Origin of the sequence: Pseudomonas sp. UBA6699 (assembly GCF_002454615.1) — a bacterium.
In the GTDB taxonomy this organism is placed as follows: Bacteria; Pseudomonadota; Gammaproteobacteria; order Pseudomonadales; family Pseudomonadaceae; genus Aquipseudomonas; species Aquipseudomonas juntendi.
Map to the genome: position 1 here is coordinate 49,654 of NZ_DKJF01000017.1, position 17,678 is coordinate 67,331.

Genomic DNA, 17,678 nt, shown 5'->3' on the forward strand with positions numbered 1-17,678 from the left:
GTCAACCCCTGCTGTACATGTTGGCAGCCTGGCCGCCGCCGGTGAGAAGTGAGCCGAAGGCATTCAGGCGTCGAGTAAGGAAATCGGCCTTGGCTTGCCTTACCCCTTCGTTGCCCTGGTCAACCAAACCCATGGCCTGGTTGAAGGCATTGCGACGTAGCTGGTCAGCGTCCTGGCGGGCAAGGTCGATGGTGCCTTGCTCCACGCGGCCAGCTGAACCCTGCCCAACAACCACACCGTTGGCGGCAAAGGCCGTCCGCTGGCTTGCGGCCGTCTGCCTACCCTGCTCGTTCGCCATGTCGGCGGCGAAGTCGCCCTGGTTGATGACGTCACGCGCTTGGTCGTTCAGGTAACGCTGCTGGCGGTTGGCGGCCTTTACCGCATCCTTGCCCTGCTGGATCTGGGAATACGCGCTGAGCAGGCCACCGCCCGCTGCTGCGCCAGCACCTGCTGCTGCGCCCATTAGAGCCCCCTCAAAGTCATTGGGTGGAACAACTCGCCGTTGACCCCATAGGGCACGGCCTCATGCATCTGGAAACCGAGCCAGCGCAACCAGCGGAGGGCTTTGACGTAGCGGGCATCGGTGTAATTGATCAGCACCTGGTGGCGCTGGCGCATCGCGGCGACCTCTCGGTCACACTCGATCAGGAAGGCCCGGCGGTGCTTGGCGATCTCGGTGGTGCTGATCAACCATGGAACACCAATGCGCTCGTCGTGCTTGATGTCGCCGAACATGGCCACAACTCGGCCGTTCACGACATAGGCACGCGGGTTCGCACTCTTTCCCACCGAGTCGCGCAGCTCTTGCTCCACGGTCAGGCCGCGTAGGCATTCGAACTCCAGGCGATCCTGCATGCGAGCGTTTGCCACCGTCATTTCGATCAGCCGGTCATTCACCGGCAACATTTCAGCCACCGGCCTGGACATTCGGCATGACCCCAAGAATGGTGAGCGGGAGCGGGTCGGACTGGCGAATGAACAACCGTCCGTTGGAATCCCATTGGCACTGGATGTCCATTTCGGCCCGGCCGGTCAAAAGCTCGATCGGCTCGCCGTAGTTCTCGCCGGCGCGCTGCTTGAATTCGTCCAGATGGTCGGCATCAGGGCCGGCAAAGATTGCCGCGGCTTTCCTGGCACAGCACCACCACTTGGTTGATGCGCTTCTTGTTGCCCAGGAACGACTGGTTGTTCTGCAGGGTGATATCCAAGGTTTCAAAGTCGGCTGTGATCGGCAAGCCGATATGCGCAACCAAGGTTGGGCTGTCCAAAGTCACCGACCCGCCAGTGACAACCTGCTGGGGCACCACGTTGCCGTCACCAAGGATGCTGACGGTCTTGCCCTCCAAGTGGCTAAGACCGCTGATTGTGGTGGCAGCTAAGCCCCAGCGGGTTGCGGGAATACCTCGAAGCGATGCTGGCACCACGGTTTGTGGCTCTACCATGACCACGGTAGGCGAGGCATAACTCGTAATTTTCACGGTTAGAACGTCACCGATGCTGGTCTCGTCGCCACCGCCGTACATGATTACGCTACGTCCAACCATCCCAGAGTTGAATGTCGACGTAGAAACCGACAAGGTCAACTGCTCTGGATACTTCCAGTCGACGCCATTCAGAAGCACCGCGCTACCGCCACGCCGGCCATCGTAGGTCAGGCCGCAATCAACGAAGAAGGCCCGATCAAACCAGTAATCGCCGCTGCCAAACTTGGTCAGCTGGCGGGTGGCCATGCGCTCGATGTAACGCCTGGTGGCGCCATTGATGGTGCGCTTGACGATCAGGTACAGGGCATCCTCATCGCCCTCGGGAACGCTGGCCACCGATTCGACCTCGCCGTCGGTGTCATGCCAGCTCCAGCCAAAGACCTGCTGATCTGGCAGGAAGGTGAAGCCCAGCAGCATACCGTCGTTGCGGGCCATCCAGAGCACACCATTGGGCGCCAGGGCGAAGGCCTGATCCTGGATGGTGAACCCACGCAGCAGGTGCGACGACATCACACTCACGTCTTGTGGCTGGAAGCCATCTGAAACGTAGTTGTAGGCCAGAGTCGACAGCTTGCCGCCCCGGGCTTGGATGTACAGGGCTGTGTTGGCGTAAATAGCCGGGATCACATCGCTGCAACCGAAGTAACTTTGCTCGGCCGCCGAGACGTTGGCCGGGGTGATGCCGGAATCGCTCGAACCGGTGATGGCGATCTCGGCGCCCGATGTCATGGCCAGCAGTTCGCGCAGCGATACCAGGTGACGGATCTGGTTGACCTGCCGGCTGGCAATGACGAACTCAATCCCATCGTCGTCCTTGTTCGGATCGGAATAGCCGAAGTTATGGAAGTCGCCAGTACGGGACATCCATACGGTTTGCGGGCTGGCACGGCTGGCAGCAAACGCCATGCGCTGCTGGTAGTAGCCCACCACCGAAGGATTGTTGCCATCGGCAAACGGGTTGTAACCGATGGGTACCGTATTGTCGGTCTCGGGCGTGATGTTGATATCGGTGAAGTTGGTGCCGGCCGACTGCCCGATGAAACCGAAGACGCCAGAAGACTTGTTCTTGTACACGTTGTAGTGATCAGCCCCGGCGACGGCGGCCCACGATAGAGTGGCGCCGGGTTTGTCGTCAAAGCTGTTCACGGTTGCTGTATTACTGGCCCAGGACTCAACCGAGCCTTCCGAAATGCTGCTGACGGCTGTGATCTTGTACTGGTACTCGGTTGTGTCGCCGCTGCCACCTGTACGTGGGGATGCCGACAGCCCGGTTGGGGCAGCAATGCCAGGCTCGAAAGTGATCGCGGTCAACGTCCAGTTGGTTGGTCCCAGGCGCGAAAGCTCACGGGGCGGGTGGTCTGGATGAACGATGGTCAGCACGTCCGCTGACTGGGTGAACTTTAGGTCTTGCAGTTGGGCCGTGGTGTAGGGCGAGCTGATCTCGTACGGAACACCACCGCTGATCACCTGACCACCCATGCTGATGAAGCGGATGTACAGGTTGCCGAACTCCAGGATGTAGGTCTGTTCAGTCGAGAATTGGAAAGGGATCAAGCGCCCGCGCACTGCGTTGCTCTTCATCCCAGTGATGAACTTCAATCCAGAGCGGTTCTGTACACCACCTTCGGGCAACACCACGAAGTTCCTGCAAGTCTTGAGCGCGGTGTAGTACCGGCCAAGGTCGACACGGGCATAGGTTGCCGGCGCGACCTCGCCAGCGCTGAAGGACGGCTGAATGACTTCGCTCATGCCCCGCGCCCCGTGATGAAGATGGATTCGCGGTGGTACTGCGTTGTGCCCTCGTTGAGTGCTGCAGCCGCGGCTACCAGGACCTCTGCCTTGTATTCGCCAGCGCAAGCCGAGGCAATGCCGGCATCCTTCGCCAGCGGACCTGCCACCTGGCTTGCCAAGTACCAGGCCAATGCCGACACGAAGATTGGGTCGAACATCTCCGGCGACTCGACCTTCAGCGTGTATTCAAGGGTCGCGGGCGACACATTGGTGCTGATCAGGCGCTGGCTGCTGCCGTTGATGACGCGGAATGGGGTGCGGGGGATCTCCGGCATCTGGCACTCCATTCCGGCCGGCCATACGCCCTGCGGAAAGACCGGGTTCACGATGCGGCGAACCCGCATGCAGTCGTTCGGCACGGCGTACGCGTAGGGGTATTCGGGGTTTGGGTTGTCCGCCACCTCGGCCAGTTGTGCGAAGGCCGTGGCAAACCCCCAGTCGCAGTCGGCGCGCAGCACAAAGTCGCGGCTGCTCTCGTAGAACTGCTTGCAGATTCGGGCGGGCTGGCTGTTCTCTTCCAGGTCATCGATGCGCATGCCGTTGCCGATGCGGAAAAGCGCCATGTTGCAGATGTCGATCACTGAGGACATGAACTGACTCCATGAAAAAGGGCCCCGAAGGGCCCTGGATGCAGGATGGTGCTGGCTCAGGCGTCAGATTTGCTGGCAGCGATCAGACGATCCGCCTCGGCCTGAGCCTCTTCCTTGCTTGCGCCGATGAAGTCGCCAACCTTATCGCCGGCTGCATCAGCAACGATCCACCGGCCACCACCGTTGTGCTTGGCGGTGAATGCCGGTGTGGCGCTGCCCTGCCCATCAGGCGCATCCAGCAGCTCCAGGTTGGAGCCCGGCGAGTCGATCATCAGCGAAACGACCGCACCTGCCTCCAGCAGAGCGCCGTTGATGAACGAACGCTGAGTCACGCGATAGCGCTTAACCATTGGTCTGTACCCCCGCAACGATGCCGGCAGTGACCTTGCCAGTGGTTGGCGCAGTCCCGGTCACGGTGTAGTTCATGCGCAGATAACGCTCGGTCTTCTGCGGTAGCGTGATGATCGGCGTTTGGTAGCCGGCCTTCAGGTCGGCCAGGGGCACAACCACCGAGAACAGACTGCGCGGCGAGCTGAACGCCGAGTTGTCATCGGCCTGCATCTCGATGGTCAGGCTGGTCAGGGTGTTGAACGCCTCGACCACCTGGATGCACAGCGGGATATCGCCCGCACGGCCAACGTCTTTCTGGTCGCCGCGGTCGATAACGTCGGTCGAAGCTGCCGAGGCGGTGATCGCCTGGGCGTTCGACATGAGCAGCTTCTTGTCGAAAAGCATGATGATCTCCTTAAACCACGCGGGCTTCGGTGTTGAGCAGTTCGTCGCAGCGCTTGATCGGGATGCCAAGCAGTTCCGGGATCTTGCGGCCGGCGTACTCGCCCAGGGTCAGGTTGACGTTCTTGGCGTTCATCGCCTGCTTGTGCAGGAAGGTCTGAATGGTGCGGTTCGCATAGATAACGGTCCGACCCTCGCCCTGCATCGGGTTGTCGACCAGGTAGTAGGCCGTTATCAGGCGGTCGATCAGGTCGGCGCCAGCCGATGCATCCTTGGTCAGTTGGGTGACATCGATGTTTGCGACACGGACGTTGGCTCGCCAATCCCGTACCGACATGCCGATGTCCCACTTGAAGTAATCGCGGTACGCCTGGAACTCTCCGCCAACATCGTCCTTGACGGTTTCTTCGCCTTTGAACTGATGCTGGAAGCCGGCGACACTGCCTTTCGGGTACAACAGGTGTGTGGTGAGCTCGCCCCAGGTAACGATCCAGATCGAAGTGTTGGTGGACCCGGTACCGCCTGAGTCAACGATGTTGCGGCCAGATTCAGCTGCAAGGGAGTTGTAGCGCGGCGCCAGGCCCAGAAACGCCTGTGGCTCAGTCTGGGTGTTGCCATAGAACATGTAGCGAGCTGACTTGTTGTTGAACCCCTGAAGCTTGCCGAGGTTCTCGGAAGCTCGAAACGCATCGGCGTTGCCGCTGAGATCGGCCAATTCCTTATCGACCAGGCCGTAGTCGGTCATCATGCCAGTGGTGTCAATCACGGGAATGGTGGTCGATTTGCTTGGCTGAACGCCCTGGTTGTACATGCGGAAGGTCGGCTCAGGGATGCCGGAGCGCATGGTGGTCTTGTGCTTGGAGCCGTCGTTGCACTCCATGTACTCGGCGTCCTGCAGGATGTCGTTCTGTCGAGCCATGGTCTCGACGATCTTCATGATTTTTTGCGTGCTGTCCTGCCGGCTGAACTTGTCGATCAGCGTGGGCATGGTCGAGGTGAGGATTCCCACTTGTTACTCCTTTGCCTTACCGGAAGGCGTCAACGATGGTCATTTCGGTTTTAGGGACTTCGGTGGTGGTGCGGTGCAGCTTGCCCTCGCCCAGCTCCTTGCCGACCTTGTGGAAGAAGCGAACCACTTCCGGATGGGTGCCAAGGCCAGATTCGCTGAGCATTGCGCTCAGTTCAGGCGTCCCGTATGCAGCCAGGGCCTGTTGCGCTACCGCGACGTTGGCGTCGAAGTTGGCGCCCCCGAACGTGGCGTCATTGCGCAATGCGGTTTCCCACTCGCCCACCTGCTTGTTGCGGAACTCAACAGCCTGCTGCTGGCTTGCCTCTTGTGCCGCCAGGGATCGCTGGGCATCGAATGCAACGAGCTTGTCTGCCTGCTCTTGGGTCAGGCCCAGTTCCTTCAGCACTGGCGAGAACGCGGCCAGCTGCTCTTCACTGATGGAGTAACCATCTGGCAGGTTGGCGAACGCGTAGGCTTCTGGGACAACCGGCGCCAGCGGCTCTGCTGGTGCTTGGGCTGGGGGTTGCTGCGGTGCCTGTGCCGGATCAACAGCAGGCGGTTGCGACGGCGGCGCTGCCGGGTCGCTTGCGGGTGGTGTGGCGCCACCTGCAGGACCACCATCGGGATTCGATTCGTCCATCAGGAAGTGCCCAAGGGCACGGTGCACGAACATGTTCATTGGGCGTTTTCCTCTGTACTAGGGGTGTTTTCCCGGACCATCAGCAGGTACTGCTCAGGGCACAGGGTTCGGATCTCGTCGGCCATGGCGCGGCCAACCTCGTAGGCGCCGATCAGGTAGCTCTGCCGGCCGCCATGGGTGTCGAACAGGGTTTTTTGGCTCTCGAAGCGGGTATCAACCAGCAACCGCCACACGAAGCGGCGCCCGGTCTGGGTTGCCATCTGGGCGCGTACATCGGAGATGCGCTGCTGTTTCGCCAGGCGCGTCGATTCCTCCCGCTGCAGCGAGATATCGTCTTCGTAGAACATTTAGGCTCCGAGGATCTGGCCGAGCGCGTTGTCGCCCGTGATCTGTGTTTCGGACAGGAGCTTGGCGGCCTGGACGCCATTGGCCATGGCCTGCTGGGCCTCTGCCTGCTGTTGCTGCTGTGCACGCTGCTCGCGAATGGCGGCGACCGCTTCATCACCACGGATGACGGTAGGCACCACGCCAATGGCCTCGCCGTACTCGTCCACCCACTGATCGGCATCGAACTTGTCACGCACCTCAGGGAACGCGGCCGAAAGGTTGCCGATGGTCGAAGCGATGCGCTCCAGGCCGGTAACCGCCGAAGCTTTCTGCGCCTGGGCCAGGATCGAAATGTAATCGGCCTCTACCACGGTATCGCCGATCTCTTCCGGAGGCTCGGGCAGCAGCGGCTCACCATCGACCAGACCGGCCCAGATTGGCAGAGACTGGCGCAGCATGATGCCGAAGACGCGCTCAATGATCGGGTCGAGGCCTTCGAAGTCCACACGCTCGACCACGGGGCCCAGCATGGACATCTTCTCTTCGCGCCTGGCGTTGATCTCGGTAGCCGTCCGGACGTCGTCCATCTGGCTGATCATCAGGAACAGGTCGGTGTAGAACGACCGGCGAATGCGGCCTTCGTGCTTGCCGATCTTGGACTCGATGAACTGCAGCCACTTCGCATCGGGGGTGTAGATCGGCGCCATCTGGTTCTGGCCGCCAACCTGGTCGACGTAGGTGATCGAGCCAGGCAGGGTTGAGCTGGCCTGGTCACGCAGGTTGGTCGGCGCCTGCATGGCCGGGTTGGCGCCCGTCTCGACTAAGCGCGCTGAACTGCGCTCGTACAGCTGCAGGGCCTTGATATCGCCAAGGCAGCGCCGGCCCGGGCCAGTGCCATAGCAATCGCCCGGCAGAGCATCCCAGCGCATCACGGCCACAGGAAATTCGTGGAAGCCTTTGTGCTCGAGCACCTTGTCAGCCGGTGCCGACTTCTCCCATACCAGCGATACGAACGGAAGCAGCCGGCTTACCTTCGACCCAGGCGCGTGATCGGCGTTTGGCTCCACCATCTGCACGCAGTCAAACCACTGGTCTTGCTGCGACTGCTCCAGGGCGTTCTGCGCTTGCACGCTGAGGTTTTCCTTGCCGAACCTCTCAGCCATTTGCGCAGCTGTCAGCTTGAACTCGCGGTAGAAGCTGTTGCACTTGCCGTCGGCGCCGTTGGCAACGTAGTACTCGCCGGCGGTGAATACCTCGCAGCGGATACCGGTCTTTGGATCAGCGTCGATCCAGATGGCGCCGGTACCGAACACGCCCATTTCGAGGTAGGAAACGTGCTGGCAGTTGTAGTAGTTGGAGCGCAGCAGCACATCGCGCATGCGCTCCGATGCTTCGAACAGCCAGCTTTTGACTGGTCCAAACTCCATGGCCTGCTTGTTCTGCACCACCAGGTTGAACCAAGGGCGTGAACGAGAGGTAAGCCCAGACATCATGCCGGCGGCAAGTGCGCCGCTATCCTCGGTCGCCTCGTTGTTGATGATCTTGCCGTTGCGACGATCACCCTTGTTGGCCTGCTGATCGCCTAGCAGACGGGAGCGCATGGGCTGGATGAAGTCCGACAGCTCGCGCCAGTTCGTCTCCCAGGACGTGCGCTCAGTTTTGAGCATGCCGAGGCGTTTTTCGGCGCGCTGGCGCAGGGTGTCAGCCATGATCAGGATCCGAGCAAAGTCTTGGTGGCGGTCGGTGCAGCCTGGGCGCTTGCACCACCAAGGATGGTCGACGACAGTCCCGCTGCTCGCGCGCGACGGCGCTTGTCGTCTGCCAGGCCCTGCGCGGATGCATTGGACACATCGTTGGTGTCCACGTCCTGGGCCGTGGTGGTATCGGTCTTCGGCGTGTCGAAAGAGTCACCGAGCACCGCATTGCTCAGGCCCAGGGTGGCGACATTGGCCACGCTTTTGACTGCTCCGCCCATGGGGGGTTGTCCTCAGTTGAATGGATCGTAATGGGATTGATGGGTGCCGCGCGTAACAGGCTTGCACTGGAACCGCTGACGGGCGAAGCGCCGCATCATGTAGGCGTACCGCGCTGCAGCCAGAATATCGTCGCCAAGCTTGACGATCCGGCCCTTCTCGTCGCGGTGGTAGTTCATCTTCTCTTCGAAGAAGCCGCTTAGGTGGCTGAACACCTTCCAGCGGCCGGTAGTCATGCGCTCGTACATCTGGACCAGGCCGGCCTCCACGCCCACGCCACCCTCAGGCCACGTTGCGTGCTCGGGCAGCATGTTCCAGCCAGCATCGGCGTAGGCCTTCTTCTGCTCGTCGCCCGATGACTTCTCGGACTGCAAGCCATCGCTTGGCCAGGCCGTTGGCACATGCTGGGCCCAAGACTTGACCGAGCCCCAGGCTGTTACTGGGGTGACCCTCGACTGCTTCCAGGCATGGGCGACGTAGACCACATCCGCCTCCATGTCGATCCACAGCTGCACGTGCGCCTGCGGGTGATCCCACCCGAAGTCCAGGCCGTTGATGACCCAGAAGTGGTCGGGGCACGGGAACGGGGCGCACTTGATGTCGTCGTCGCCGAAGTCGAAGATCAGGCCGGTGCCGAGCAATGGAAGCCCCTTTGTACGCATATCGCGCTGCCAAGCCGGGTATGCACTGAGCAGCTCCGCCTTGATTTTGTCGGTGAGGTGCGGCGCGTCATCCCAGGTAGCGCGCTGCATGTACTGGCCTTCACCCGGATCGTCCATGAACTTGACGACCAGTTCGGTTCGCCCGTTTTCAGGGGTGAAGGTCAAAATGCCCCGCCCGCCTCGCCCACGGTCGCCTGTGGCTGTGCGGGTGATGACCTGCGGGTAGATCTCTTTGTCTTCGGGCTCTTCGTCGATGTGGTACCAGTCGACGCTATCACCCATGATTGCGTGCTGGCCCTGGCTGTAGGACCAGAACTGCACCGTGGCCACGTCGCCTGACGCGTGTCTCACCCTGATCTCGCGCATCGCACCGGGTGTGCCGCTGGCGGAAAGGTGGCCGACGATACGGTCAGCCGGTATCAGACCGCCCGACCACTTGCCATTCTCGTAGGTACCGAATAGCGGCTTCTGCAGCAGGTCGCGGGTCTTCTCCATGGAGTAGCCCAGCAGCCAGCACAGGGGCGCGTGGTTGAACCGATGCCCTTCCCAGTCGGCCGGGTAGTCGCCCAGCAGGTGCACAGCATCGATCGTGAGGCCGGTGCGAGTCTTACCGACCCGGTTGCCAGCCATGAGCATGCACGACGAGAAGTCAGCCGTGGCCCTGACGAACTTGAGCTGCCATTCGTACAGCGATTCGAACTGCAGCAGGTACAGGCGCTGGGCATTACGCCGCTTTCGCTCTTCCAGCAGCGCCAGTAGTTCCTGCTTCTCAGCCCTGCTGGCCGGAGAGCTTGGCAATACGGCGTTCAAGTTCTTCGTCCGTCATGTCCGTGAAGTTGATGTTGCCGGTATGGTTCACCTGCTCCCGGAATGCGTTGACGTGCATGTGTTTGCCCAGCAGCTCAAGATTGCGGACCTTGTCGGGCCACTTGATCTTCTTGAGGATGCCGACCATGTCCCGGTCCTTGCCCTGGCCTTCGAACATCTCGGCCAAGTCGAAGCCCACCAGGTACTGACGCCATGCCTTGGGCCAATGCTTGAGCGGCTTGAGCGACAGGTCGTCCTCCAGAATGTCCAGCAGGTCGAGCTGGTCAATCTCTACAAGCCGTTGCAGCACGTAGTCGGCATCGACCTTCAAGCGCTCGCTGCGGTCGCCCATGGCCTTTTCGATGGCCTGGGCCACCTCAGGCAGCTGCATGAGCTGATAGGCCTGGTCCTTGGCCCCCCTCTTCGCGTACCCGGCCCGTATTGCTGCCTGGGTGGCATTCAGGTCTTTCAGGTACTCGGCCACGAACCGATGGCGTTTCACGGTCATGGCCATTGGTTATTTACTCGCCGGATGCGGCCGGGGCTACAACCTCGCCGCTGGTGGTGGTTTCGCTGGTGCTGCTGGTGCCGGTATCAACAACCACATTGACCAAGCGCATCCAGTTGAACACCGGAAACATGGCCACGGCCTTGCCGCCCTCAACCAGCAGAGTGAGTCCATTGGAGTCACGAACATGCGTTACAGCTTCTACGCGGTGCAGAACACCGTCAGGGGTGCTTACTTCGTACTGACTCATGGCGCGGTTCCTTGGCATGCCATGCGGACGTAGTCCTGCAGGGCGTTCAATTGGCGGATGGCGTCGTCGCCGTCGTTGGCGATTCGGACAATTCGTTCAGCAGCCGCTGGGTCAAGTTCGGCTCGCGCTTCTGCATGACCCAGGCCGGCGGTGGTGGTAGATCCTGCGGCGGTGCAGCGGGTGGCGAGGACTGACAGCCGGCGCTGGCCAGCAGCGACATCAGCACGAAGGCTGGCATTGGTCTGGTTCGCACGTTCGCGCTCCTGGGTGTGTTGGGTGTCGAGGTCGGCCAGCAGCTTGATGGTGTTGCGGCGGGACTCGGCCGCGGCCTCAAGGGTTCGCACCTGCTTAGTGGCCTGGTCCAGGGCCAAGGACTGAGCCTCGATCTTCTGCCAGCCTGCGTACATGACGACGCCGCAAGCCAGCAGGCCGGCGATCAGGTAGTTGGTCATCGGGTTACCTCTTGTACCAGGTCATCTGGTAGCAGCGTGCGTCAGCGGGGATCTCGGCCGTGGGCCAGCGCAGACAGTCCATGTGCTTGCGCTCTGGCCGCTTGCGGTTCACCCGGAGCGTCTGCACCAGGTATGCAGAACCGGCGGCGGTGGTGATGAAGTCGCCGACCGCAATGCCATCAGCGCCGTCGACGTACAGCTTGCAGGGCGTGTATGGCTGCTTCCGGCTCATTGCGCGCCTATGCACTTAGCGTGGCGCTCCAGCTGGCGCTGCCATACGCCCCAGCAGCGCTTGTTGCCCGGTGTCGAGCAGTCGTAGCCAGCAGCGAACTTGTACTTGAGCAGGTCGTTGCAGGCCTGGACGTAGTTGCCGGCCAGCAGGTCGCGGCGAATCGAGGATGGCCGCCAATTGCCCATGCCGTACTGACCGACGAAGTCCATGTACAGATCGAACTCTTCCTGATGCAGCTTCACGCCCGGCAGGCTGGCGGCAAACTGCTTCTCGGCCTTGCTGTTCAGGGTGCGGGCCAGCACCTCGGCACGCTGGCGGGTGATGGTGTCTCCCATTTTCACGGGCGTGCCGTCTTCCCACCTGGTGGAACCATGGCCGATGGTTGGAACGTCGCCCTTGGTGGGGATGACGGCCACGTCGGTAAAACCCTCGCTGGCCTTCCAGGCGCCGAAGCCTGCAAGGCTCATAGTCAGCAGGCTGACCGCGATTCGATTACGGGCGCTCAATTTCGCAACGCTCGCGGTAGTAGGCGATGCGGGCGGCGCTCTCGGCAGCCTCGCGCAACTCCTGGGCCTGGCGGATGGCGATCTCTCTCTGTTCCTGACGCCAGCGGAACCAAGTGTTCACCAGAAAGCCAAGCGCCGCTATCAGCACGCCACAGACGCCAATCCAGTTCACTTGGGTCAGCCAGCCGGCCACACCAGTGGTAGCGCCCACCAGCATGCCCTTGTTCGCCACGGAGGCGCCTAAAGCTTCGACGATGCCTTCCGGTTTTGACATAGGGTTTCTCCAGCCTGGGGCTTTCATGGGGCCTCCAGAAACGCGAAACCCCGCTCAATGGCGGGGTCTGGGGATTGTTTGCAGGCAACAAAAAACCCGCTCAATGGCGGGTTTTAGTGTTTCGGGTGCTGCTTGTCACAGTGGGGAAATCATGCCGAAACCCGCACATTTCTGTCAAGCGGCCTCTCTTTCCTCGCTCAGCACGCGCCCCACCGGCCTCAGGCACATACCGTCGATGATCCCCGCCTGATCGAACATCAGCTGCACCAGCCAGCCCCATTGCCGGGACCAGTTGCGACTGTCCAGCTCGACGCCGTGGTTGTCCGCCAGCCACTCCCTGAACACCCACTGAGCGGCCATCGGGTCAGGGTTGGCGCCCATGCCGCCCTGAACCATATGCCGGTACCGGACCAGCACGCCCCGGGCAACCCACCACTCGCGGCTGTACGGCCTGCAGGTGCGCTTCTCCCCGCGCCGCTTCAGGTCCAAGTGCACGTGGCCGGCCAGCTTGGCCAGCGCCACTTCTTCCCAGTTGTTCGACACCTCGGTGGTGATGACGGGGGCGTAGAGGTGGTGCCCGAACTGCTGGTAGTCCAGCGGCAGACTGGCGATGGCGTGCTGCACGCGCCCTGCCAGCGCCATGTGGGCGCACTTGCCCGTGTTCTCCCAGCGCTCTGGCCGGGTTTCGCTTGCCACGTAACCACGCTTCGCGAGCTTTGCCCCCTCGAGGCCGTGATGCATGACGCTGTCCCAGGGCGTGTAGAACGCGTCGTGCCATGCCAAACGTGCGCTGAACAGCTTCATACAGCCCCCTTGCGTAGTTCCGCGTAGTTGCCATTGGGTGAAGCAAACTCGCCGTGATACTTCGCTGCAGCAACGTCGTACGCCTCTGCCGCCTGCTCCTGGGTATCGAAGTGCCCCAGGCGCACTTCGACTCGGTTGATTGTGATCCGTGCTCGCCAGCGGCCTTCACAAGTTCGGGAAACGCCTTTGAACCCGCTGGTGTTGTTGGTGGCAATCCTGGTGTTTCTGGAGTTCTGGGCCTGGGTTGCAAGGCGAAGATTCGCCCGACGGTTGTCGATACGGTTCCCATCGATATGGTCAACCCCGCCACCCTTGGCCAGGCCGAAGAAGATCCAGCGGTGCAAAGTGGTGGAGTTCTTCGCTCCAGGCGGGCGGCCGGCCACGTATCCACGCGGGTCAAGCGTCCAGGCAATGTCCTTCACATCGTCCAGATCACACAGATCAATCATCGCGTAGCCGTAGAACACGCCCCGCTGTCCGTGCAGAGGAATTAGCGCGTGATCCTCACGGACTTCCACCGGCCGGCGATCGAAGAATGCACCGAACAACTCGACCTCGGCGGCAAGTCGGGCTTCCTTGGCCTGTGCAAACTCTCGGTGCCAGCCCAGATAACGGCGCTTTCCCTCAAAACCGATGAAAGCGGTCCATCCGCCGTCCTTGTGGGCGCTCACACCCCTGAACTTGTCTTGCATGGTCACTCCTAAGCCGCCAGTTTTTCGAGCGGCACAACACGCACGGTGAGGCCCGGAACTGCGGAAAACTTCTTGGTGAGGAACAGCTTCACCACCTGCACGTCATCACGCCAAACGACGCCGTTCAGCGCGTCACACACGGCCTTGATGCAGTTGTCGGCATCGCACTTCACGGTGGGCAGGATCTCGCCGGCCAGTGCCTGGGCCTGTTTCTTCTTGCTCCAGGATGGGCGGATTGGGTGTTCCATCAGCATTTCGAGCATCACGGGGCGAGTGATGACCTCCCTGCCCTGCATGGCGTTCTGGGCCAACATGGCGATCAGGCCCTCGTAGGCCACGGTCTTCTGCGGTGTGAACATGCGCGAGTGCTGCCCAACCTTGCCAATACGCGGGCGCCCCTTGCCTTGCGGCTCGCCAGGAACGCGGAAATTCACCGCATCCAAGTTATCCATTGACCACCTCGCCTGCAGCGCGCTGAGCCTTGGCGATCAGCCGGCCCACGACGAACACCAGCGTGTGACGCACAGGCCCCGGCACTTCCTTCGGGTCGATATTGGTGTTGGCCAAGAACCATTTCACCGCGCGGAAGTACTGCGACTTCTGGCGGCGGGCGATCGATACGTCACGGGCCAGGGCTGTGGCTTTGCCAATCAGCTCGTCGCGCTCAGCAGTCAGGCTCTGGATGGTCGTCTGCAGCTGCTCCAACTGGATCAGCATCACGCCTTCTGCGTCGATCTGCTGGCGAACCTGGCATTTCGAGCAATCGCAAAGAGAATGGACTTTCATGCCGGCCTCCGAATGCCGAGCTTGGCCAGCAGCAGCGCGCGTGCTGCCTTGCCGTCAGTGGGGATGTTCTGTGCGGTGACCAGGTCGCGGGCTTCCTGGTGGGACTTGGCAAGCTGGGCCTTCATGCCGCTCTCGTGCTCGATGCCCTGGGCGATCTTGCCGTCGAGGGGCTGCGCGTTCTGAGCGCGGCGCTGGACGATGGCGTAGTTACGTTCGAAGCGCTGGTACAGGGCCTTGTCGGTGGCTTTTGCCTGGCGCAGGTCGAAGGTGCCGGTGGCTTCGGCTGCTACCTTCACCGCTTCGTGGCTGTACTTGCCCAGCAGGGCTTCGTGCCAGGCTCGATCGATTGGGGGCAGGCCTGGTACTTCGAGGCAGAGCTTGCGGAAAACATGCGCTGGCGGCGGCCAGTCGAACTCATCACCGCGGCTCACCAAGGCGTTCAGGCCTTGGGCCAGCTGATCCTTGTTCAAACCTCCGAGCACCGTGGCCCAGGAGTGATCAGGGTCAGCTGATACGCCGAAACTCGACGTCCAACGGTGGCCGTAGATCTCCGTCATCTTCACCCAGAGCTTGTCCATGCCCTTCTGCGGCAGCTTCTCGGGCTTCTCGCTCTGCAATTGCGGCCTTGACGCGGTCGACGGCTGACATTGGAGCCTGGCGACCAGGTCGGCCACCTGCTTGGTTGGCTGGTGCATGGCGTACTCCCCCGGCTTGTTGGTTGCGGAGATTGCGTTTCAGGTGGCTTGCCAAGGCGTGTTCCCACTTGGCCTGGGTGCGGTGATCGTCTGGCGTTGCGATCCAGAACGAACGGAATTCGAGGAAGTCGTCTTGGCTGACCTGGATCCCTGGGATGCCGAGCTGCATCAGGGCGGCTGGGAAGGTCTTGGTGTCTGGCTGCCAGTCCGAGGTCATGGCGAACCGAGTGCGCGAATCGAAAACGTCCTCGCGCGCTGGTGGTGGTGTTTCTTTATCTGTATCTGTATCTAATCTGTCGTGACTTGTCGTGACAGTGCGTGACTCGTCGTGACAACCCTGCTTTTCCTGCTCTGCTTTCTGGCGCTCTCGCTGCTCCCTTTTCCGCTGCGCAGCAGATTTGGCGCCGGTTTCAGCTGATCCAGCATCCTCGCGCTTCGGCTGGCGCTTGGCCCAGCCAGTCACGCAATCGCCGTCCAAAACCCGGCCCTGCATGGCAGAAAAAATTGACTCGATTTGTTCCTCTGTCACGTCCAAAGCGGACGCAATGTCCTCTTTCGTGACTGTCACGTGACCACGCGTGACATTTCGTGACGCATCGACAAGCAGGTGCAAGTACATAGCCTGCACCAGGGCAATAGGCTGGCTGGAAAGGCGCGCAATGGTCCGCCACTTCGGGTCGTTTGGCATGTCATGCCAGAGCCTGAGCCAGTCCACGGTCAACCCTCCTCGAGCTGGTCCAGGCCCTGGACGTGTTCCATCCAGCGCTTTGAACCGTGGATGAACATCTCGATGTCGCGCTCGTTGAAGCAGCGCATCTCGCTGGGCACGACCTTCAGGCCAAGCACCGACAGGATCTGGGCGAACTGCTCGAACTTCTCCGGACGCATGCGGCTGACCGTCGCTTCGTCGCAACCGATTGCAAGCGCGATCGGCGCATTACCGACTGACGTCACCCGCTGCAAGATGAAGTGCAGATTCTTGCGGGCTCTTGCGGCCTGCTCCGGGCTTAATTGAGTGGTCGACATGATCAGGCCGCCACGTCATCGGCCCCGGCGAACCGCTCGGGGTACAGGATGTGGATTTCGGTCAGCTCACCGTCAAAAACCTGAACCAGCTTTTCAGCCAGTGCGGTGGATGCCTTCTGTTCGCCGCGCTCAACCCGGGAGAGGTTTCCCGAATCGAGGCGGTCGCCCAGCGCAGCAACGCGTGCCGTGACATCGGCCAGCGTCCACTTGCGGGACAGTCGTGCTCGTTTCAGAGGGGACATGGGATGTGCCTTCGTGGGTGGGTTCAATTCAATTCTGCGCACAACGCAGATTTCACGCAACAAAAATCTGCGCCGGGCGCTTTGCGCCTTACGCAGCACAGGCAGAAAATCAGCAGATGGATATCGGACAAAGAATCAGATCAGCACGAAAGGCCAGGGGCCTTACCCTGGAAGAGCTTGCCAACCAGGTTGATACCGACTCTGGGAACCTGTCACGTCTTGAGCGCGGAAAACAGGGCGCAAGCCAAGAGCTACTCTCCAGAATCATGAAGGCACTCAACATGGAAGTTGTGTCACACATAGAACATGTGATGCCAAGGAACAAATATTCCGAAGCTTTCTATGACAACCTTGTAGTCGTTACACCAGAAGAAAACAGAGCCCTCTCCAACAAACCATTCACCATAAAGAGATACCCACTCCTAACATGGGAAGAAGCGAAGGAGTGGCATGAGTCTGAGAACTCATGTTTCGTCGTGGAGGGAACAGAGTTCCACCACACGACAAAAGACGCTACAGAAGATGGCTATTGGCTTCGCGTGTTTGGCGACTCAATGGTGTCGGCTACCTGCCCTACCTTCCCTGATGGAATGCTTATACTGGTTCACCCCGCCTCAAAAGCTGAGCAGGGTAAATACTACATTGTAAAATTGCCAAACGGACATCTTACATTCAAACAATATATGAATGATGCCGGCATGATTTACTTAAAGTCACTTAATGCGGAATACAAAGTTTTACATATAGAAGACGAAATTGAGATTGTTGGGCGTGTTATCGACACAAAAATGATGGGGCTTTAGTCATGCGTGGCGTAAAGGAAAACGACGATGATTTCTTTAAGCGATACAGAAGAGCTGAATCGCATGCTAACGACAAGCAGGGCGTAAGGCCTAAATCCCCAACGCTTTGGCTCGTGATGTCGTTTTTCGCCGGATCACTACCTGCGTATTTCTGCCTGCTGATCGCCGGGTACAATGGAGAGCGCTTGCAGATCCCATTGATATGCGCTGGCCTGGTGCTTGTCGGGATCACCTATTTGCTGGTGCGCGAGCGACAGAAGCTATGGCATAGAGAATTCACGCTCTACATGGAGCGCACCAAGCCAGAAGATTGACCCTCCCAACTGCCAAGATCCCGCCAATGCGCGGGATTTTTTTTGCACACAGGAAAATTTCTGCGCTTGACGCAGAATG

At 60.6% G+C, this 17,678-nt stretch carries 28 protein-coding genes; 2 read left to right on the plus strand and 26 right to left on the minus strand.

Going from position 1 to position 17,678, the window contains the following annotated elements; all coding sequences use genetic code 11:
* Nucleotide 1: 1 nt before the first annotated feature.
* The 26 genes from B3361_RS02765 to B3361_RS02890 form a co-directional block, all read right to left on the minus strand.
* Nucleotides 2-463: a hypothetical protein gene (locus tag B3361_RS02765; protein ID WP_198748508.1), complete on the minus strand. Its 462-nt coding sequence runs from the start codon at nucleotides 461-463 to the stop codon at nucleotides 2-4.
* Entirely contained in the window at nucleotides 463-906 is a 444-nt protein-coding gene (locus B3361_RS02770) for a hypothetical protein (RefSeq protein WP_232897050.1), read from the minus strand. The genes B3361_RS02765 and B3361_RS02770 overlap by 1 nt, the downstream gene beginning before the upstream one ends.
* Nucleotides 907-1,100: 194 nt before the next feature.
* Entirely contained in the window at nucleotides 1,101-3,233 is a 2,133-nt protein-coding gene (locus B3361_RS02775) for a hypothetical protein (protein WP_286920069.1), read from the minus strand.
* Entirely contained in the window at nucleotides 3,230-3,865 is a 636-nt protein-coding gene (locus B3361_RS02780) for a hypothetical protein (protein ID WP_198748505.1), read from the minus strand. Before B3361_RS02780 ends, B3361_RS02775 begins: the two co-directional genes overlap by 4 nt.
* Nucleotides 3,866-3,921: 56 nt before the next feature.
* Nucleotides 3,922-4,215 (minus strand): hypothetical protein, encoded by a 294-nt coding sequence (locus B3361_RS02785; RefSeq protein ID WP_198748504.1) that lies wholly within the window; start codon nucleotides 4,213-4,215, stop codon nucleotides 3,922-3,924.
* Nucleotides 4,208-4,600, minus strand: coding sequence for a Bbp16 family capsid cement protein (locus tag B3361_RS02790; RefSeq protein ID WP_070096240.1), 393 nt, complete (start codon nucleotides 4,598-4,600; stop codon nucleotides 4,208-4,210). The genes B3361_RS02785 and B3361_RS02790 overlap by 8 nt, the downstream gene beginning before the upstream one ends.
* A gap of 10 nt (nucleotides 4,601-4,610) precedes the next feature.
* Complete coding sequence (locus tag B3361_RS02795) at nucleotides 4,611-5,606, minus strand: major capsid protein (RefSeq protein WP_198748503.1); 996 nt, start codon at nucleotides 5,604-5,606, stop codon at nucleotides 4,611-4,613.
* Between the two features lie 16 nt (nucleotides 5,607-5,622).
* Nucleotides 5,623-6,285, minus strand: coding sequence for a hypothetical protein (locus tag B3361_RS02800; protein WP_232892020.1), 663 nt, complete (start codon nucleotides 6,283-6,285; stop codon nucleotides 5,623-5,625).
* On the minus strand, nucleotides 6,282-6,593 hold the full coding sequence (locus B3361_RS02805) for a hypothetical protein (protein WP_232892021.1): 312 nt from the start codon (nucleotides 6,591-6,593) through the stop codon (nucleotides 6,282-6,284). Before B3361_RS02805 ends, B3361_RS02800 begins: the two co-directional genes overlap by 4 nt.
* Nucleotides 6,594-8,282, minus strand: a complete 1,689-nt coding sequence (locus B3361_RS02810) for a portal protein (protein WP_232892022.1) — start codon at nucleotides 8,280-8,282, stop codon at nucleotides 6,594-6,596.
* Between the two features lie 2 nt (nucleotides 8,283-8,284).
* Nucleotides 8,285-8,548: a hypothetical protein gene (locus B3361_RS02815; protein ID WP_232892023.1), complete on the minus strand. Its 264-nt coding sequence runs from the start codon at nucleotides 8,546-8,548 to the stop codon at nucleotides 8,285-8,287.
* Nucleotides 8,549-8,560: 12 nt separating this feature from the next.
* Nucleotides 8,561-10,018 carry a terminase large subunit domain-containing protein gene (locus B3361_RS02820; protein ID WP_286920070.1) on the minus strand — a complete coding sequence of 486 codons (1,458 nt, stop codon included), beginning with the start codon at nucleotides 10,016-10,018 and terminating at the stop codon, nucleotides 8,561-8,563.
* Entirely contained in the window at nucleotides 9,978-10,523 is a 546-nt protein-coding gene (locus B3361_RS02825) for a terminase small subunit (protein ID WP_286920071.1), read from the minus strand. The genes B3361_RS02820 and B3361_RS02825 overlap by 41 nt, the downstream gene beginning before the upstream one ends.
* 13 nt (nucleotides 10,524-10,536) lie before the next feature.
* The gene (locus tag B3361_RS02830; protein WP_232892026.1) at nucleotides 10,537-10,773 is read right to left on the minus strand and encodes a hypothetical protein; all 237 of its coding nucleotides are present in this window, start codon (nucleotides 10,771-10,773) and stop codon (nucleotides 10,537-10,539) included.
* The gene (locus tag B3361_RS02835) at nucleotides 10,770-11,225 is read right to left on the minus strand and encodes a lysis system i-spanin subunit Rz (RefSeq protein ID WP_286920072.1); all 456 of its coding nucleotides are present in this window, start codon (nucleotides 11,223-11,225) and stop codon (nucleotides 10,770-10,772) included. Before B3361_RS02835 ends, B3361_RS02830 begins: the two co-directional genes overlap by 4 nt.
* 4 nt (nucleotides 11,226-11,229) lie before the next feature.
* On the minus strand, nucleotides 11,230-11,457 hold the full coding sequence (locus B3361_RS02840) for a hypothetical protein (RefSeq protein WP_286920073.1): 228 nt from the start codon (nucleotides 11,455-11,457) through the stop codon (nucleotides 11,230-11,232).
* Nucleotides 11,454-11,963, minus strand: a complete 510-nt coding sequence (locus B3361_RS02845) for a glycoside hydrolase family protein (RefSeq protein WP_286920074.1) — start codon at nucleotides 11,961-11,963, stop codon at nucleotides 11,454-11,456. Before B3361_RS02845 ends, B3361_RS02840 begins: the two co-directional genes overlap by 4 nt.
* Nucleotides 11,950-12,237, minus strand: a complete 288-nt coding sequence (locus B3361_RS02850; protein WP_286920075.1) for a holin — start codon at nucleotides 12,235-12,237, stop codon at nucleotides 11,950-11,952. The genes B3361_RS02845 and B3361_RS02850 overlap by 14 nt, the downstream gene beginning before the upstream one ends.
* A gap of 174 nt (nucleotides 12,238-12,411) precedes the next feature.
* Nucleotides 12,412-13,041, minus strand: coding sequence for a hypothetical protein (locus tag B3361_RS02855; protein ID WP_286920076.1), 630 nt, complete (start codon nucleotides 13,039-13,041; stop codon nucleotides 12,412-12,414).
* Entirely contained in the window at nucleotides 13,038-13,733 is a 696-nt protein-coding gene (locus B3361_RS02860; RefSeq protein WP_286920077.1) for an HNH endonuclease, read from the minus strand. Before B3361_RS02860 ends, B3361_RS02855 begins: the two co-directional genes overlap by 4 nt.
* An 8-nt stretch (nucleotides 13,734-13,741) precedes the next feature.
* Nucleotides 13,742-14,185, minus strand: a complete 444-nt coding sequence (locus B3361_RS02865) for a RusA family crossover junction endodeoxyribonuclease (protein WP_286920078.1) — start codon at nucleotides 14,183-14,185, stop codon at nucleotides 13,742-13,744.
* On the minus strand, nucleotides 14,178-14,519 hold the full coding sequence (locus B3361_RS02870) for a hypothetical protein (protein WP_286920079.1): 342 nt from the start codon (nucleotides 14,517-14,519) through the stop codon (nucleotides 14,178-14,180). The genes B3361_RS02865 and B3361_RS02870 overlap by 8 nt, the downstream gene beginning before the upstream one ends.
* Nucleotides 14,516-14,989: a hypothetical protein gene (locus B3361_RS02875; RefSeq protein WP_286920080.1), complete on the minus strand. Its 474-nt coding sequence runs from the start codon at nucleotides 14,987-14,989 to the stop codon at nucleotides 14,516-14,518. Before B3361_RS02875 ends, B3361_RS02870 begins: the two co-directional genes overlap by 4 nt.
* A 34-nt stretch (nucleotides 14,990-15,023) precedes the next feature.
* Nucleotides 15,024-15,929, minus strand: coding sequence for a DnaT-like ssDNA-binding domain-containing protein (locus B3361_RS02880; RefSeq protein ID WP_286920081.1), 906 nt, complete (start codon nucleotides 15,927-15,929; stop codon nucleotides 15,024-15,026).
* Nucleotides 15,930-15,931: 2 nt separating this feature from the next.
* On the minus strand, nucleotides 15,932-16,240 hold the full coding sequence (locus B3361_RS02885; protein WP_286920082.1) for a transcriptional regulator: 309 nt from the start codon (nucleotides 16,238-16,240) through the stop codon (nucleotides 15,932-15,934).
* A 2-nt stretch (nucleotides 16,241-16,242) separates the two neighbouring features.
* Entirely contained in the window at nucleotides 16,243-16,482 is a 240-nt protein-coding gene (locus B3361_RS02890) for a helix-turn-helix domain-containing protein (RefSeq protein WP_286920083.1), read from the minus strand.
* A gap of 116 nt (nucleotides 16,483-16,598) precedes the next feature.
* Here B3361_RS02890 and B3361_RS02895 point away from each other — a divergent pair, with 116 nt between their 5' ends.
* On the plus strand, nucleotides 16,599-17,285 hold the full coding sequence (locus B3361_RS02895; RefSeq protein WP_286920084.1) for a S24 family peptidase: 687 nt from the start codon (nucleotides 16,599-16,601) through the stop codon (nucleotides 17,283-17,285).
* A gap of 2 nt (nucleotides 17,286-17,287) precedes the next feature.
* The gene (locus B3361_RS02900; protein ID WP_286920085.1) at nucleotides 17,288-17,599 is read left to right on the plus strand and encodes a hypothetical protein; all 312 of its coding nucleotides are present in this window, start codon (nucleotides 17,288-17,290) and stop codon (nucleotides 17,597-17,599) included.
* Nucleotides 17,600-17,678: the final 79 nt, after the last annotated feature.